Here is an 18885-nt window from a genome sequence, read left to right as displayed (position 1 = left end):
GGAAGTCTCTTGAAAAAGACAGCCCATATTATCTCCCATTCACATTGGGACAGAGAGTGGTATTTGCCTTTTGAAAAACATCGCTATTACTTTATTAAGCTTATGAATGAACTGATTAACCAGTTTGAAAAGGAAGGAAATGCGTTTCAATCTTTTCATCTGGATGGCCAAACCGTACTTCTAGAAGATTATTTCGCGGTTCATCCGGAAAAACGTGACATCATTAAACAATTAATTGAAGAGAAAAAGCTCTATATTGGACCATGGTATGTATTGCAGGATGCCTTTTTAACCAGCTCTGAAGCTAATGTTCGGAACTTACTCATTGGCCTGAATGATACAAAAGCTTATGGACATGCTTCAAAAATTGGTTATTTCCCTGATACTTTCGGTATATACGGGCAGGCGCCCCAGCTTTTAAAGCAAGCGGGTATTGATACAGCGGCCTTCGGAAGAGGAGTCAAACCGACTGGCTTTAATAATACAGTTTCAGACGCACCTGGATTTGAATCACCATTTTCCGAAATGGTCTGGAAATCGCCGGATGGATCAAGCGTATTAGGGATATTATTTGCCAATTGGTATTCAAACGGCAATGAAATTCCTGTTGATGAAGAGGAAGCGAAAGCGTTCTGGGATCGAAAGCTTCAAGATGCTGAAAAATATGCATCGACCAATCAATTGTTATTCATGAATGGCTGCGATCACCAGCCGCTGCAAAAAACAATTCCAGCGGCCATCGAAACAGCGGCTGCCCTTTATCCTGACTATAACTTCAAACATTCCAGCTTTGACGAATATACAGAAGCACTCAAAAAGAACCTGCCGGAAAAGCTGCAGGTCATTGAAGGCGAATTACGGAATCAGCGGACGGACGGCTGGTCCACTCTCGTTAATACGGCATCTGCACGTATTTACTTAAAGCAGTGGAATCACCGTTGTCAAATACTACTGGAGAAAATTGCAGAACCGCTTGCAGCATTTGGCTTCTTAGCAAATGGTACGTATCCACGGGAATATATTCGGTTTATGTGGAAATCACTGATGAAAAATCATCCGCATGATAGCATCTGTGGCTGCAGTGTCGATGAGGTTCACCGTGAGATGGTCACACGCTTTGAAAGTGTCATTCATATGGGCGAAGTATTTGTAAAGGAACAAGCAGCAGAGCTTGCAGCGGCGGTTGAAACCTCAAAAACTCCGGATGGAGGCATTCCGCTTATCGTTATGAATACAACAGGATGGAACAAAAACGAGGTTGTCACGAAAATGGTTGATCTTGAGAAAGTATATTTTTCTGAAATGCCGTTAGGGAAAATTCCAACCTATTTAGAAGAAAAAGAACTGTCTGGATACAAGCTAATCGATGATCAAGGGAAAGTTTGCGAATTTCAGCTCGAAAGCACGAAAGTGGAATTTGGATACGATTTACCAGATGATAAATTCCGCCAGCCGTACTATGCGAAAAGAGCAATTCTATCATTCTATGCGGAAGATATTCCTGCCTTCGGATATAAGACTTACTATTTCGTTCCTGATAAACAGGCGTTAGAACAGCCAAAGGTACAGTCTCAGGCTGAAGCCTATGAAATGGAAAATGAATTTGTCCATCTCTTGTTCCATGAGGATGGTACTTATGATTTGACTTCTAAGGAAACGGGTCAAATCTTCCAAGGTCTCGGAATTTACGAGGATACAGGGGATATCGGAAATGAATATATGTTCAAGGAAACAGCTGGGCTTGCACCAATCATGACAAAAGATATTCCTGCGGAATTTACATTCATAGAAAAAAGTGCACTCCGAACAGTTCTAGAGTTTGAACATACGTTAACGATTCCGGTTTCTGCAGACGACCGTTTTGCCACGGAACGCCATAAAATGATTTGGTATACGAACAGACAAGCGGGAAGATCAAGTGAAACGATCACGATATCTCTTAAGACCATGGTTACGCTTGAAAAAGGAATGAAAGGGCCAGCCTTCAAGCTCAATATCGACAATCAAGCAAGGGATCACCGTCTGCGTGTCCTATTCCCAACGGGGCTAAAATCAGAAACTCATCAAGCAGACAGTGTTTTTGAGATTGTGAATCGTCCAAATAAACCGGAAAAGGAATGGAAGAATCCTAGTTTTTGTCACCATCTCCAGCGATTTGTCAGTTTAGCAGATGAAAAGGCGGGGCTGGCTGTTGCAGCCGATGGTCTGCAGGAATATGAAATTTTACCAGAGGACGGAACGATCGCGCTAACGGTACTCCGTTCGGTTGCTGAACTTGGGGACTGGGGATACTTCCCAACTCCGGAAGCACAATGCATAGGAGTCCAGACTGCAGAATGGCTTGTTTTGCCGCACGAAAGGGACGTTATAACGTCAAAGGCCTTCGTTGAGGCGTATCAATATAAAGTTCCTCTTTATGCTGTCCAGACCGATTGTCATGAAGGCACACTGCCGAGCTCTTTTCAGTTTGTTACTTCCGAGCAGTGTGGACTGGTATGGTCGTCGCTGAAGGTGGCAGAAGAGCAGGATGATGTGATGATCCGCTGGTTTAATCCGTCAGGAAAAAGCGAGGTCCTGAAGGCTTCGATTCCTATGAATCAGACATCCTATAAAAGTACGATTCTTGAGGAAAAAACGGAAGAATCACTGGAGCAATATGAAGTAAAAGGTCACGAAATTATCACACTTGGTTTCCAAAAAAATTGATAGGAGCGAAAAAAATGACAGTTACGATCCCCCAATCTTTAAAAAAGTTAATTAATCATGTGAAGGAATTTTTTCCTCATGACGAGAAACTCCAGCAAATGTTTGAACAATGCTTTGTTAATACGTACGAAACAACGATGAAAAAACAAGAAGATGGAAAAACGTTCGTAATTACTGGGGACATTCCAGCAATGTGGCTGCGAGATTCAGCTGCACAGGTAAGACCTTATTTGCTTGCTGCTGAGGAGGATCAAGAGATTGCTGATTTACTAGAAGGGGTTATCCGCCAGCAATTTGCGTTTATCTTACATGATCCTTATGCCAATGCTTTCAATGAAAGTGCAAATGGGCACGGGTATCAAACCGACCTTACGGAGATGACACCACATATTTGGGAGCGGAAATACGAGATTGACTCTCTATGCTACCCTGTTCAGTTAGCGTATTTATTTTGGAAATCGACAGGACGTACCACCCATTTTGATGAAACATTCCAAAATGTCATTGAAACAATTATCACAGTTTGGCGGACCGAGCAGGATCATGAAAAACTATCTCCTTATCGCTTCGAGCGTTCTGATTGCAGTCAGTCGGATACGTTAATCCGCGATGGTAAAGGAGGTCGTGTTGTACCAACGGGAATGACATGGAGTGCTTTCCGTCCGAGTGATGATGCCTGCACCTATGGATACCTCGTACCTGCAAATATGTTTTCGGTTGTCGTTTTAGGTTATGCAGCAGAAATATGCGGGGAAGTTCTTCACAATACATCATTAAAAGATGAATGCGTAAAGCTCCGTGATGAAATTCAAAAAGGGATTGAACAATATGCGAGGTTTGGCCACCCAATTTACGGTGACATGTATGTCTATGAAACCGATGGCGAAGCGCGCGTCAATTTGATGGATGACGCCAATGTTCCGAGCCTGCTTGCTGCTCCATATTTAGGGTATCTCCCATTTGATGATTCGAGGTATGTAAATACTCGTTCATTCCTTTTAAGCAGGGATAATCCGTATTATTATGAAGGAAAATATGCGAAGGGAATCGGCAGTCCGCATACCCCTGATCATTATATTTGGCATATTGCTCTTGCGATTCAAGGGATGACAACAACTGATGCAGCGGAACAGCAAAAAATATTGTCATATTTTAAAAATACAGACGGCGGTACTAAATTTATGCATGAAGGCTTTAATGCCGATTCACCTGAAGAATTTACGAGGGATTGGTTTGCATGGGCAAACACGATGTTTAGTGAATTTGTGTTAGCTCTAACAGGTAAAGCAGTTAAAGGAAGTCCGCTTTATTACCAGCTTATGAAAAATCAAGCGTAAAATGCTAACATAAATCGGAGCATTGTTCCATTGTTAAAGGGGAGATATAAAAATGTTAGGAGCGATTGAAGCTGGTGGTACAAAGTTTGTTTGTGCCGTTGGGGATGAAACAGGTGAAATTTTTGCACGCGAACAGATTCCTACAACTATTCCTGAGGAAACTATACCAAAAGTAATCGAGTTTTTTAGGCAGTATCCTGTCAAAGCGATTGGGATTGGATCCTTTGGTCCAGTTGATGTAAACAGGGAAAGCCCTGCCTATGGATTTATCACTTCTACACCAAAACCAGGATGGAAGAATTATCCGTTTGTTCAAACCATGAAGGAGGCATTTGCCGTTCCAGTCGGTTTTAATACGGATGTAAATGCAGCGGCTCTCGGTGAAGCCACTTTAGGAGCAGCCAAAGGACTGGATAGCTGCTTGTACATAACGGTGGGAACCGGAATTGGGGCAGGGGCACTAGTTCAGGGACAGCTGCTTCAAGGACTGTCTCATCCTGAAATGGGGCATATTCTGGTAAGGAGGCATCCAGAAGATGACTATCAAGGAAAGTGTCCATACCACAGTGATTGCTTAGAAGGTCTGGCGGCTGGTCCGGCAATTGAAGCACGCTGGGGAGCGAAGGGTATCGACCTTGTAGATCGATTTGAAGTTTGGGATATGGAAGGCTATTATCTTGCTCAGGCACTTATGCAATATGTGCTCATCCTTTCGCCAAAGATGATTATCCTCGGCGGCGGAGTCATGCACCAAAAGCAAGTCTTCGATTGTATCTACAACTATTTGAAAAAGTTATTAAATGATTACGTTACTTTACCTGAACTAGAAAATTATATTGTAAGTCCTGGATTGGGAGATAATGCCGGAATCACAGGCGCTCTATTGCTTGCCCGACAGGCAGTAAATGAATTGTAAGGTTTGTTGCAGAAAAAGAGGCTGTCCCAAAAGCTAATTTTGGGAAAAGCCTCTTTTGTTTTTAGCCGAAGGTTTAATGTTTCTAAGCACTTTCAGTGATTCTACACCTTATTTTTTATATTTAGCATCATACGCTGCTTGATTGATTTCTATAAATCTCTTTAAATTCATACTTTCTAGGGTTTCAAGATACGAATCCCATTCCTTATCGATATCAGCGTCTCCTGTTACAAAGCGGGCAGTCATTTCCTTTACGTAATCTGTAACAGTCTTTTCAAGTTCAGCTAATTCAGAAGCTTGTTCCTCCGTAAAGAAAAGTGTAGGGATAAGCATATCTTCATCTGCTTTATAAGGTTCATATTGTTTATTTGTTGCTTCATAAAGGATTTTTTCCTGATTTGTCTCATCCACAACTTCAGATAGACGGAATTCGGCTGTACGCAGCGAAGGGCCCGTTTGTGACCAGTGCTTGTTATTACCTTCTTCCTTACCAGGAATCCTTAAATATTTCCCTGGCTTACCATCTATCCCTAGCTCTCCAGCTTCCGCTTTTCTCCAGTTTTCTCCTTCTATCCCAAGTACGGAACGCATGGTGAACTCTTCGTTAAACATGGCATCAGCCCAACGTAATGCTACATCTGGATGTTTCGCGTTTTTCGTAATGACAAATTCAGCAGGTCTTGTGACAGGATTAGGATAATTCTGTGAAATTTGATTCCCATTTGGACCTTTTAATGGAGCTAAAGCTACAAAGTCTTTTCCTAGTTCTGGAGATGCAGTGAATCCCCCTGTTGAGGCCCCAAAGCCTGCACCTAACAGTTGTGCATCAGGGTTTGATCCGATTTTCTTATACTGGGTACCATCAAGAGTAAAGGATTCAGAGGCAAGTAATCCTTCTTTATTTAGCTTACGCATGTACTGAATTCCTTTTTTCCAATCAGGCTTATTGAAGGCGACATCAATCTTACCGTTATCAACAAATAGATGGTTCCCATTTCCGGAATAAATAAAAGGATTTATTAGATAGAATTCTACTCGGCTTCCCCAAGCGTCCGGCGAGCCAGCTAAAGGAATTTCATCTGCTTTTCCGTTGCCGTTTGGATCTTTTTCTTTGAATGCTTTTAATACCTGATAAAACTCTTCCGTTGTAGTTGGCTCCTCAAGGCCAAGCTTGTCCAGCCATGTTTTGTTAATCCACAACTTTTCTGGAACGGAGCAATGGTAGCAGGCATTCACTTGAGGTAATGAGTATATATTGCCGTCAGGTGTTGTAATTGTATCTTTGACAATTGGCAGCTCATCAAACATTTTCTTAGTCTCGACACCATATTTATCAATTAAATCATTAAGTGGAAGAAATACACCTTGTTTTCCATAAATCATCAGCTGAGCCGTTGAAAGAGGCGCATCCATAATAACATCCGGATAATCTCCGCTTGCAAGGACTAAATTTAATTTTTCTGCAGCATTTTGTTCAGGCAATACTTCCCACTCTACATGTACATTTGTTTTCTCTTCTAACCATTTGGTAAACTCATTGGTTTTGATGTCTTCAACGAAGCTATTTCCTCTTACCAACACTTTAAGTGTTACTTTTTCCTTAACGATTGGAAATGTCCCGGCTTCTGTAACAATTGGTTTAATTTCTTTTTTCTCATTCGTCCCGCTGCTTGCTTCTTGATTTGAACACGCAACTAATAATAATGAAATCATTAACAGAAAAGCCAAACCAGTATGAACAACTCTTTTCATTTAAAACAATCCCCCTTAAATTGTTTGATTATAAATTATTTGATCACTTATGGTAATTTTATTGAATCACCACCACCCTTAAGGCAAACTATTAATCTACTTCCTATTATCTACTTTTTTCCGAGGCTAATCTTTCAATGAACCAATCATAACGCCTTTAACAAAGTGTTTTTGAACAAAAGGATAGATAATAAGAACGGGAACGGAAGCAACAACAATTAGAGAGTATTTCAATAGTTCGCTTAAACCGGCTTTGGCGGCCTGCTGCTCCATATCCCCTAATAATTGCGGGTCAATTTGATTTTGAACAAGAATATTATTCAAAATTAATTGCAAAGGAAACAAATCTTGGTCTCGTAAATAGATTAAAGCGTTAAAGAATGAGTTCCAATGTCCAACTGCATAGAACAAAGTCATAACGGCTATAATTGGCCCTGACAGAGGTAAGACAATACTCCATAAAAATCGGAAATCACTGCACCCATCTATCTTTGCAGCTTCTTGCAATTCCTTTGGGATTGTCGATTTAAAGTAAGTTCTTGTGATAATAACATTAAAAACAGACATGGCACCTGGAATAATCATTGCCCAGCGTGTGTCTAACATTCCAAGTTCTTTAACAAGTAAATAGTTTGGAATAAGCCCACCGCTAAAAATCATGGTAAATAGGAAAAGTAACATGAAAAATTTCCTGCCGTAAAATTCATCTCTAGATAATGGGTAAGCTGCTAAAATTGTCATGACAATATTTATTAGCGTTCCAACCACAGTGTAAAAAAGGGAATTAGCATAGCCTGTCCAAATTAATTTATAATCAAAAACCGCTTTGTATCCTTCTAAGCTAAAGTCAACCGGCCATAACCAAACTTTCCCTGAAAGTACGGCTTCAGTTGAACTAAATGATGCACTAACAATGTAAATAAGTGGATAAAGAAACACAACTAACAATAAGGAAAGCACAGAATAGTTTACGATTGTAAACAGCCTGTCACCTTTCGTTTCTTTAATCGAATGATTCATCATCACATATCACCACTTTCTCTTTTTTATTACCATAGGTTTTCTTGCCCAACCTTTTTCGCTAATTTATTGACCGTGATAATCATAATAAAGCCAATGACTGCTTTGAATAATCCTATTGCAGCAGCATACGAATAGTTAGGTACCGCTGATACGAGACCGATTTTATATACATAAGTATCTATAACTTCAGATGTTCGTAAGTTTAGCGGATTTTGCAGCAATAGTACTTTCTCAAACCCGACGCTCAAAATACTTCCCATATCGAGAATGAATAAAACAATCATAATTGGTAAAATACCAGGAATATCAATATGCCAAATTCTCTGGAGTTTCGTTGCTCCATCAACAACAGCAGCTTCATGAAGCGTTGGACTAACACTCGATAATGCTGCCAAATAAATAATGCAGCCAAATCCGATATTTTGCCAAATTCCCGACCAAACATAAATGGATTTAAAATTATCAGGATTCCCCATGAAGTTTATGGAGTCAAATCCAAGTAAATTTAATAAACTATTAATTGGACCTCTCGTTTCTAAAAACACAAGAATTATACCTACCATAACTACTACTGAGATAAAATGCGGTGCATAAGAAACCATCTGAACTGTCTTTTTGAAATGCTTTTTATTAACGTAATTAAGGGCTAATGCCAAAATAATTGGGAACGGAAATCCTGCAAGTAACTGATAAAAACTTAAGATTAATGTATTAAGAATTACCCGCTTAAACTCGTATGAATGAAAAAATCGTACAAAATGATCAAAACCAATCCAGGGGCTTCCTAAAATTCCTTGTACTGGATTAAAACTTTTAAAAGCAATTGTTACACCATACATCGGTATGTAATGGAATACGATTATGTAAACAAGTGGTAAAAAGAAGATCACATACAATTGCCAGCTATTTTTAATTTGTTTCAGTATTGAATTTTTTGTCTCATACCCCTTCTTTACTGAAATTTCAGTTTTCTCATTCAATACCTTAATAGTTTCCATACTTAAATCCCTCCTTATTTGTTGTAATAGTGTGCTTATTCTTTAAGCGCTTACAATATGCGGAAATCTTAGAAGTAATGGTACCGATAACACTAAAATAACATCTATAAAATAGACTGTCAATTCCATTTTCCATTAAAATACTATAATGCGAGAATTTACAAGAATATAGTACAATTAGTAGTGATGTCCGGTAAGCTTATAAAGCTCATTGATTTGGACCAGTAACATCAGGCACCATAATTTTTATTTGTTTGACAATTGATTTCAACATTTGTTATATTTTTGTTATCGATAACACCAAAGAGCGCTTACAACTTATTTTGCTGTTGAGCAGTAAACAATTAACATAAGGGTGTGGATAAATTGGAAAAGGTTAAACTTGCGCTGCCTACGAAAGATCAAATTGCATGGCAGAATTTAGACTTAGGCATATTTTGTCACTTTGGTATCAATACCTTTTGTGATCAAGAATGGGGAGAAGGCAAAGACTCACCACAATTGTTTAACCCGACTGAGCTAGATGTTGGACAATGGGTCAAGCTTGCAAAGGATGCAGGATTCAAATACTTTATTTTAACGGCGAAACACCATGATGGTTTTTGCCTTTGGCCGACCGAGACTACGGATTATTCAGTAAAATCTAGTCCTTGGAAAGACGGAAAAGGGGATATAGTACGTGAATGTGCAGATGCCTGTCAAAAAGAAGGCATGCAATTTGGCATCTACCTATCACCATGGGACCGACATGAACCATGTTATTCAGACATTGAAGCCTATGATGATTTTTATAGTAAGCAGCTGACAGAGTTGATGACACAATATGGTCCATTAGTGGAGGTTTGGTTTGATGGAGCAGGATCGGAAGGCCGAAAATATAATTGGGAAAGAATCATCGGAATTGTTAAACAATACCAGCCGAATGCGATGATCTTTAATATGGGACAGCCAACCATTAGATGGGTGGGTAACGAAGACGGAGTTGCACCATATCCGTGCTGGAATACAGAAAGTGCTGCTAAAATCAGTATGTTTTCCAATGAAAAAGTGAACTGGCTTCCAGGGACACCGGATTGGCTCCCGGCAGAATGCGATGTTCCGATTCGAAAAAGACATTGGTTTTGGCATCCTAATGATGAAGAAAGTTTACTGTCATTGGATGAACTAATGCATATTTACTATCATTCGGTTGGGCATGGTACCAACTTATTATTGAATGTGTCCCCTGATGATCGGGGATTGATTCCTGAAGTCGATGCGAAAAGACTATTGGAATTTGGTGCTGAAATAAAAAGAAGATTTTCAAATCCACTAGGGAAGATTTCCGGGAGTGGAAATGAAGTAGTCTTAGAGTTAGAAAAAGAAACGTCCATCGATCATATCCTATTAATGGAAGATATTTTATTTGGTGAGCGTGTCAGGAAGTTTGAAATAGAGGCTTATGTTGATGGAAAGTGGGTCTTCGTTGCAACTGGTACCGCCATTGGCCATAAGTTCATTAAACAAATATCGCCAGTAAAGACAAGTAAATTAAAACTTAAAATAGTAGAGACTGTAGAAAATCCAATCATTAAAGAGTTTTCCTGTTATCATTCTGAATAATGATTGAAAGTTCAGTTATTGACATAACTATATTAGTTTGTTAGATTCGTGTTATCGTTAACACGAATCTTTTTTATGATGAATAAAAAAACTTGTTTCCTGTAATATTTAGATAGGGAAGGTAAATTGCAGCATGACTGGCAGACAATAAATATTGCGGAAGGACGGTGATAATCATGTTTGATAGAATTGAAAAAATAAAGATTTTTAGAAAGTTTTTATTATCCTATCTATTGATTCTAATCATTCCACTTTTTACTAGTTTAATTATTTATCAAGTTAGTATTCATATAATAAAAGACTATGCGAGTGAAAATAGTAAAAATCTGCTCAATCAAACGAAAGACATGATCGATCAAAAAAATGATGAGATTGAGAACTTTGTTTACCAGATGTCTTTAAATCCGGAAATTAATCAATTAATGTATCGAAAATCGAATACGGATATAAATATCGCTTATGATATTTATAAAGTTCAAAATAGTATTAATCCGTATTGGTATACAAATAAGTTATTTAATAATTTTTATATCTATTTTAATCAAATTGACACCATCGTATCTCCTGAGTCATCGTATGTGCGAACAAAGGACTTTTATTATAACCACTCATATGAAGGACTAAGTTATGAGGATTGGAAAAAAAACATCAATCAAACGTATCTTTCCCGTCATTATTTTCCCGCTGCAAATGTAAAGATGGGGAAAAAGACAGAATCCATTATTACATATGTACAATCACTGCCATTTAATAGTAAGAATCCAAAAGCTAATATTGTAGTAATGATAGATGAAACGAAAATCACAACATTATTGAATAGGATTTCTTCCCAATACGACGGTTCCACTTTTATTCTTGATGACAAAGGAAATGTAATTACAGGCGATAACATGGATAAAAACATGATTTCTTTTGACAAGTCAACGGGTAAATTCTCCATTATGGATCATGACAATAAATATATGTATATTGAAACGAAGTCTAATAATAATAAGTGGACGTATGTTGCACTCATTTCGAAAGAGAAATTATCAGAGGATGTCAGTTTTATTCAAACAATTAGTTCAATCCTAGCATTTTTGACCATTCTTACCGGACTATTTACTGCCTTTCTTTTCTCATATAAAAATAGCATTCCTCTAAACCGGCTTCTGGGAGTAATGAAAATTACAGAAATCGGAAAAGCGGCTGATCCATATGATTTTATCCACAGCAATGTGGAAGATATCATTGCTAATAATGATCAACTAAAGGTTAAAATGCAAAACCAATTACCGATTTTGCAAGATTCGGTCATTCGAAAATTAGTTGCAGGGGAGTTTACTTCTTCAAAAGAAGCCCAACTGTTAGTGGAACAAGCTAACCTGCCGTTGAAAGGTTCTTTTGGTATTATCGGTATCGTACAAATTATTCATATGCTGAATGATATGGATAGAGAGATGCTAGATGAAATGAATGTCGCACAACTATTTATACAAAATGAATTAACAGATCTTTTTAATGGAGAGGGTCTGCTCTCCAATATCAATCAAGATCAAGTCCTTCTTCTTTTATCATATGATAAAAAACTCTCCCTTCAAGAAGCGAAAAAGTTGGAAGGGTCACTGCATTTGTTCATTAAACGAATAGAAAAGAAATATAGATTAAAAGTGAATATTGGAATGGGAAGCCAATTTGAACAGTTAACAGATATTCATCAATCCTTTGAAGAGGCAAAGTTAAGTTTACCAATTATTCAATCCATTCAGGGGCAAGGCCTATTATATAAACATGAGCATACTTATATAGAGGACACGATTGATTATTATTATCCCATTGAGGTAGAACTTCGCCTTATTAATGCTGTAAAAACCGGAGAAGTAAATGAGGTAAATGAGCTGGTTGATAAAATACTTCTTGAAAATGTGGAAAGAAGAGTGTTAACGCACCAAATAGGTGCCCAATTATTGGCGACCTTGAATGGTACAATGGTTAGAATTCTTTCAAAAAACACTCAGTTGAACGCGGCGAAGGCAGATGAAATACGGGAACGTTTAGAAGTATTGTTGTCGAGAAAGAGCAGTTTTCATAAAACTATTGAGCAGATAAAAGTAATGATGATTGAAATTGCTCAGAGTATCTATGAAAATAAGTCCGCAGGCAGGCAGCAATTGATTCATAAGATGAAGGAATGGATTAAACACCATTTTAACGATCCTGATTTAACAGTATATAAAATTTCTGAAGCTGTTGGTCTACCTGAAAAATTGGTCCCGTCGATTTTTAAAGAACATGTTGGTGTAAATATTTCAGATTATATTGAGGATGTACGGATTAACTTTGCGAAATCAAAATTGGTTCAATCCGATGACGCGATTGAAGATATTGCTGCGCTTTCAGGATATAACAGTGCACATTCCTTCCGTCGTGCTTTTAAACGCAATACTGGATCTTCGCCATCAGAATATCGAAAAATGATGAAAAGTGCGTAAAAAAGGAAAAAATACTCGCTTTCAAAAAACTGTACCCTATAAATTAATTGTACGGTTCCATATCCAAATGCTGAAAAAACCCTTTATTATCAAGGGTTTTTTTAATGTACGTTATGAAATAAATCGTATCTTTCCCGTTTTATAAATTTCAATTATGATAGCGGTAACATTTTAAAGATTAAGATTATTCGCAGCGAAGTAACGACAATAAAAATGGGGGGGTAATATGAAGGTAGAAGTATTGGATCAAAAACAAATGAAAAATTTTGGTATTAAAAAAGAGGTTGTCTCAAAACAATCAAGATGGAAAAAAGTAAAGAAACACTGGCAATTATATTTCCTAGTTGCTATCCCATTGATTTTTTTGATTACCTTTAAGTATGTTCCGATGGCAGGTATTGTTATTGCGTTTAAAGATTATAGTGTGGTAAAAGGAATTTTTGGCAGTGATTGGGCAGGAATGAAGTATTTCCAATCCTTTTTTGACAGTCCAAACTTCTCTCTCTTATTAAAAAACACACTGGGGCTAAGCGTTTACGGATTAATTGTAGGGTTTATTTGTCCGATTATATTAGCATTGGCTTTAAATGAAGTTCAAAATGCTCGTTTTAAAAAATTTGTGCAAACGATTACTTATGCACCTTACTTTATCTCTACTGTTATTATGGTGTCGATCATTATTTTGTTTTTATCACCAAATGCAGGAATTGTTAATAATATTTTAGGCTTATTTGGTATCGAGCCAATCAATTTTTTAGGAAATCCATCTTATTTTAAATCAATTTATGTTTGGTCAGATGTATGGCAAAACACCGGATACGCAACGATTATTTACTTAGCTGCTCTTGCAGGGGTTGATACACAATTGTATGAAGCGGCAAAGGTCGATGGAGCAAATCGCTTCCAAAAAATCATGAATGTCGATCTTCCAGGAATATTCCCTATTATTATCGTTTTATTAATACTTAATGTTGGGAGTATCATGTCAATGGGATTTGAGAAGATCTATCTATTGCAAAATCCATTAAATACGAATTCATCTGAAGTTATTTCCACTTATGTGTATAAAGTTGGATTGCTTGGAGCGAACTTTAGCTTTGCTTCTGCCGTAGGTCTATTTAATTCCATTGTTAACTTCATATTAATTTTTACTGCTAACAAAATATCCAAACGATTCTCGTCATCTAGTTTATGGTAGGAGGGAAGGATATGAAGACAACAGAAAATATTAGAATAAAAGAATCAAAAATTGACCGCGTTTTTATGGCTGCTGTTTATGTATTCTTAACTCTCGTTTTAATTGCTGTACTATATCCGCTTATCTATATTGTGAGCGCTTCATTCAGCAGTGCAGCTGCAGTAACATCTGGGCGTGTATGGCTGTTTCCTGTAGAACCAACTCTATTAGGGTACACGACGGTATTTAAGAATCCTCAAATTTTACAGGGATTCTCAAATTCGTTGTTCTACACTATTGTAGGAACCTTTATTAGTGTTAGTATCACGATTATGCTTGCGTATCCTCTTTCAAGAAAATCGTTTTATGGCCGTAAACTTATTATGATCCTGCTTGTTTTTACGATGATTTTTGATGGAGGATTAATTCCGCTGTATCTTGTAGTAAAAAATTTAAATTTAATCGATACAGTCTGGGCTCTTTTACTTCCATCGGCTCTTGCTGTGTTCCAAGTCATCATTGCCAGGACATTCTTTCAATCTACAATTCCAGATGAATTAGTAGAAGCGAGTGAAATGGATGGCTGCAGTGATATTGGCTTTATCTTTAAAGTCGTATTGCCGCTTGCGAAACCGATTATTGCTGTCCTTGTCCTCATGTATGCCGTTATGAAGTGGAATATGTACTTTGATGCATTGATTTATTTAAAATCAGAGGAGCTATATCCATTACAGCTCATTTTAAGAAGTCTTCTCATTTTAAATACCGATCCATCAGCAAATATTGAAGATATTTTGAAGATGCAAGGATTAAAAGAATTAATGAAGTATTCATTAATCGTTATTTCAAGTTTACCGGTTTTAATACTGTATCCATTTGTTCAAAAGCATTTTGTGAAAGGAATGTTAATTGGATCAGTAAAGGGTTAAAACACTTAAAACATTTTGTATTTGGCTGTGTTAAATAGGTCTGTTGATTTGCGCTCCAGGCACTTCGCTTTCCGCAGGCGGTACGGGGAGCCTCCTCGGCGCAAAAGCCCCTGTGGGGTCTCCCCTGCCCCGTACTCCTGCAGGACTTTGAATTTACATCTTTGAATCCGCCCACGCACGAAGAAAATGCGATAGCATTTTCGAGGAGTCTTCGTGCCTTCCGCGCAAATCAACAGAGTGCCAATATCAATATTTTGTTTTAACACAGCCTAAATTTTTATAACATTTATTAAAAACAAGGGAGAGGCTTATATGAAGAGATTTTCAATGATTTTTCTAGTTTTAATTTCAACTGTTTTACTTTTTGCCGGCTGTATTCCTAGCAAGAACAGCTCATCAGACAATTCAAAGGAAGGTTCAGATCCAAATGGACCGATCGAAGTATCGATCTTCACACCAAGCATTTCATACGATCCAGTATTTGATCGTGAGAAAAATGAATTTACGAAAATGGTTGAAGAAAAGTTCAATATTAAAATTAACTGGCAGGACGCCAACCAAGATGCAGCAAAAGAAAAACGTCAATTGTCGCTGGCAAGCGGTGACTATCCAGATGCTTATTTGCTAGTTGCTTGGTTAGATAATATTTCTAAAGTAGAAGCGCAAAAGTATGGCAAAGAAGGCGTTTTTCTGCCATTAAATGATTTAATTAATGAACACGCACCAAACCTTCAAAAATTGATGACAGAGGTTCCTTATTTAGAAAAAGGAATGACTGCACCGGATGGTAATATTTATGCTCTGCCTCCAGTAAATGAATGTTTCCATTGCTCTAAGTACGGAAAAATGTGGATTAATACAGATTGGCTGGACAAGCTGAATTTAGCAATGCCAACAACAACTGAAGAATTTAAAACTGTTATGGAAGCATTTAAGAATAATGACCCAAATGGAAATGGTAAAAAAGATGAAATCCCGTTAAGCGGCGAAAGCACAATGCTTGGTGATGATCCTACTATCTTTCTAATGAATGCATTCATTCCGAATAATGGTAAAGATTATATTAATGTGAATAATGGAAAGTTATTATTAGCCCCAACACAGCCAGAGTGGAAGGAAGGATTGAAATATATTCACTCCTTATATAAAGCAGGATTAATTGACCAAGGCGCATTTACTCAGAATCCAGAAGCCTATAAACAATTAGGTACGCCACAAGGTGATGTTGTCCTTGGCGGCGGTGCAGCAAGTCATTTGGCCATTATTTCAGATATCGCTTTGGACGCTTCAAAAGCATATGATGTTGTTCCACCAATAAAAGGGCCAGGTGGTGCTCAATTTACACCTTCCGATTATGGTAATGTCAATAATTTCACTTTTGCTATTACGAATAAAGCAAAAGGGAAAAAAGCGGAAGCATTAATAAAATTGGCGGATTTCTTATATTCAGAAGAAGGCAGCATGATGACTGCAAGAGGTAAAGAAGGTGTTCACTGGAAAAAAGGTGGTCCAGAAGACATTGACTTAACAGGTAAACAAGCAAAATATGCGATTATCCCTGCAGAACCTGATTTAAAAGAGGAAGATAAAGTACATTTCGGATGGGGAGAAAGAGGTCCACTAGGTTTGACAAGAACACTTAGAGACTCGATTGCCGCTGAACAAGATGAATTCTCTCTAGAAGGGTATGAGAGAAGATTGTATAACGCAACGCTGAAATACGATGGATTTGAACCGAAAGAACAATTTAATTTTGAAGCGGCTTGGGTTGATCCAAAAGAAGCAGATGAAGTGAACTTATTAAAAATCAATATTACTAAGTACATTGAAGAGAACATGGTTCAATTTGTGACTGGTTCAAAAGATATCGAAAAAGATTGGGATAAGTATATTGATGGCTTTAAAAATTTACAAGTCGACCGCTATTTAGAAATCTATCAAAAAGCGTATGATGTAGGAAAATAAAAAACGAACATTATTAAAAGAATACACGAAAGTCTTTAACTGACGTGTATTCTTTTTTATTAAGGTGGGAGAAATAAATATGACTGTAAAAATCATTGATGTAAGTGAATACGGGGGAGAAGCAAATTCAAGTAAGGATCATTCACCCATCGTTAATCAAGTACTACAAGATATAAAAGGAATAAAGGAGGATATTATTCTTTCCTTTCCTAAAGGATTTTATCATTTTTACCCAGATCATGCACCAAAAAGAGAGTTTCATACATCAAATACAGATACGAGAAGACATCCAATTAAGACGGTTTGCTTTCTAATAGAGGAACAGGAGAATCTAACGATTGAGGGAAACGGTTCATTCTTTTATTTTCATGGCGATGTCATGGGATTAGGGATTTTTCACTCAAAAAATATTCGTTTACAAAACTTATCATGGGATTACGAGGTATCAACACTATCAGAATTATTTGTCGAGAAAACTTTTGCTGAAAATGGCTGCTATTATGCGGATTATAAATTAGAAGATTATGTTCCCTATGAAATTAGTGAAAATCAGCTCAATTTTTACTGGTTAAGTGAAAGAAGTCCATACACCAATCAATATTATTGGAAAGACGAAGGCTCTAAAAATGAATGGGTTGTCGTTGGATTTGACGAGAGGAACGGAATGAAAAGAAGATTCTCTGTGAATAAAGGACCGTTCGCTGATAACAGAGTGAAAATAGAAGAATTAGAGAAGGGAAAAATTCGTATCCATTATAACAACTCCCTGCCAAAGGCAGTTGTTGACAAGCGGGTATTTGAATTTTGTAAAGCGAGCGATCGGAATACTGCTGGTGCGTTTATTTGGGAAAGTGAAAATATCACGTTATCTAACGTAGAGATTCATTATCTACACGGTTTCGGTTTTCTGGTGCAAATGAGTGGGGACATAACGTTCGAGTCGACTAATTTCATCCCAAACAGCACCATGGGTAAGCATGGATCCAGCTTTGCTGATTCCATTCATGTATCAGGCGCTAAAGGTGTGATTACCGTGGACGGGTGTACGTTTATGCACCCCCATGATGATCCCATTAATATCCACGGAACTTTCACTAGAGTCCAAAAAATAATTAATGAAAACACAATAGAAGTCATTTATGCACACCCGCAGCAAAGTGGGTTCCCGCAATATCATTTAGGTGATAGTGTAGCCTTTTTTAATCGAGCAACGATGGGTGATGAATTCGAAGGAGAGTATGAAGTAACAAATGTGGTTCATCCAGGACAGGATGGAAATGATCTACAAACCATGCAGGTAACCTTTAACAAGGAGCTGCCCTTTGATACTTTGACAAATGAGAAGGGTGAATACTTATATGTCATGGAAAATGTGACGTATACACCAGAAGTAGTGATTAAGAATAATACATTTAATCATGTTCCAACGAGAGGAATACTCTGTACAACTAGGAGGAAAGTGTTGATTGAAGATAATCACTTTCAAAATATTACCATGAGTACGATCTTTATCTCCAATGATTCAAACGATTGGTACGAATCTGGTCCTGTCAGAGATATGACGATACGGGGGAACACTTTTCACGTAAGTCACGTTGAAGATTGGGATTATCGTAAACCAGCTATTTACATCCATCCGATTCCACTCGGGGAGATTGCATCTCCAGTACCAATCCATAGAAATATTACAGTAGAAAATAATACTTTTTATATGCAGCATGAATATGTCGTTTCAGCAGAAAATGTGGAGAATTTAACCATAAGGAAGAATAAGATTGTTAAGGTAAATCCAAGCAGGGATTACGATGGAATTCACGATGCATTATTTGAATTTGACACCTGTAAAAATGTTTTACTAGAAGGAAATATCTATGAAGGGGGCTTCGTGCCCGTTGCAACGATGAAACGAATGAAAGAAAGTGATATGAAAATTAACAATGAACAGACTGTTGTGTTTGAAACGAAAAATCCGTTAGAAATCAAGTAAGCGGGGAAGAAAAAAAATTCAC

12 protein-coding genes are annotated in these 18885 nt (G+C 37.6%); 9 read left to right on the top strand and 3 right to left on the bottom strand.

Features of this window, described 5'->3' with window-relative positions; translation table 11 throughout:
* Positions 1-9: 9 nt before the first annotated feature.
* From AC2TFD_RS26440 to AC2TFD_RS26430, 3 genes are read left to right on the top strand one after another with little or no spacing between them, the layout of a single operon-like run.
* The gene (locus AC2TFD_RS26440; protein ID WP_484674254.1) at positions 10-2706 is read left to right on the top strand and encodes an alpha-mannosidase; all 2697 of its coding nucleotides are present in this window, start codon (positions 10-12) and stop codon (positions 2704-2706) included.
* Positions 2707-2720: 14 nt separating this feature from the next.
* The gene (locus AC2TFD_RS26435; RefSeq protein WP_484674253.1) at positions 2721-4043 is read left to right on the top strand and encodes a glycoside hydrolase family 125 protein; all 1323 of its coding nucleotides are present in this window, start codon (positions 2721-2723) and stop codon (positions 4041-4043) included.
* Between the two features lie 52 nt (positions 4044-4095).
* Positions 4096-4959 carry an ROK family protein gene (locus AC2TFD_RS26430; RefSeq protein ID WP_335510548.1) on the top strand — a complete coding sequence of 288 codons (864 nt, stop codon included), beginning with the start codon at positions 4096-4098 and terminating at the stop codon, positions 4957-4959.
* Between the two features lie 108 nt (positions 4960-5067).
* Here the strand turns inward: AC2TFD_RS26430 and AC2TFD_RS26425 are convergent, their stop codons facing one another.
* The 3 genes from AC2TFD_RS26425 to AC2TFD_RS26415 form a co-directional block, all read right to left on the bottom strand.
* Entirely contained in the window at positions 5068-6711 is a 1644-nt protein-coding gene (locus AC2TFD_RS26425) for an ABC transporter substrate-binding protein (RefSeq protein WP_335510544.1), read from the bottom strand.
* A gap of 126 nt (positions 6712-6837) precedes the next feature.
* Positions 6838-7734 (bottom strand): carbohydrate ABC transporter permease, encoded by an 897-nt coding sequence (locus AC2TFD_RS26420; RefSeq protein WP_335510542.1) that lies wholly within the window; start codon positions 7732-7734, stop codon positions 6838-6840.
* A 26-nt stretch (positions 7735-7760) separates the two neighbouring features.
* Positions 7761-8732, bottom strand: a complete 972-nt coding sequence (locus tag AC2TFD_RS26415) for an ABC transporter permease (protein ID WP_335510540.1) — start codon at positions 8730-8732, stop codon at positions 7761-7763.
* A 366-nt stretch (positions 8733-9098) separates the two neighbouring features.
* On the opposite strand from AC2TFD_RS26415, the gene AC2TFD_RS26410 reads away from it, so the two are divergent.
* The 6 genes from AC2TFD_RS26410 (at position 9099) to AC2TFD_RS26385 (ending at position 18863) form a co-directional block, all read left to right on the top strand.
* Positions 9099-10334 (top strand): alpha-L-fucosidase, encoded by a 1236-nt coding sequence (locus AC2TFD_RS26410; RefSeq protein WP_335510539.1) that lies wholly within the window; start codon positions 9099-9101, stop codon positions 10332-10334.
* Positions 10335-10510: 176 nt separating this feature from the next.
* Positions 10511-12805, top strand: coding sequence for a helix-turn-helix domain-containing protein (locus AC2TFD_RS26405; protein WP_484674252.1), 2295 nt, complete (start codon positions 10511-10513; stop codon positions 12803-12805).
* A 226-nt stretch (positions 12806-13031) separates the two neighbouring features.
* Positions 13032-14003 (top strand): ABC transporter permease, encoded by a 972-nt coding sequence (locus AC2TFD_RS26400; protein WP_484674251.1) that lies wholly within the window; start codon positions 13032-13034, stop codon positions 14001-14003.
* Between the two features lie 11 nt (positions 14004-14014).
* Positions 14015-14911, top strand: a complete 897-nt coding sequence (locus tag AC2TFD_RS26395) for a carbohydrate ABC transporter permease (protein ID WP_484674250.1) — start codon at positions 14015-14017, stop codon at positions 14909-14911.
* A 312-nt stretch (positions 14912-15223) separates the two neighbouring features.
* Positions 15224-16876, top strand: coding sequence for an extracellular solute-binding protein (locus AC2TFD_RS26390; protein WP_335515029.1), 1653 nt, complete (start codon positions 15224-15226; stop codon positions 16874-16876).
* A 79-nt stretch (positions 16877-16955) separates the two neighbouring features.
* Positions 16956-18863, top strand: a complete 1908-nt coding sequence (locus tag AC2TFD_RS26385) for a right-handed parallel beta-helix repeat-containing protein (RefSeq protein WP_484674249.1) — start codon at positions 16956-16958, stop codon at positions 18861-18863.
* Positions 18864-18885 lie beyond the last annotated feature (22 nt).

Source organism: Neobacillus sp. plas4 (assembly GCF_057221695.1).
This window is presented reverse-complemented; position numbering and strand designations above follow the sequence as displayed.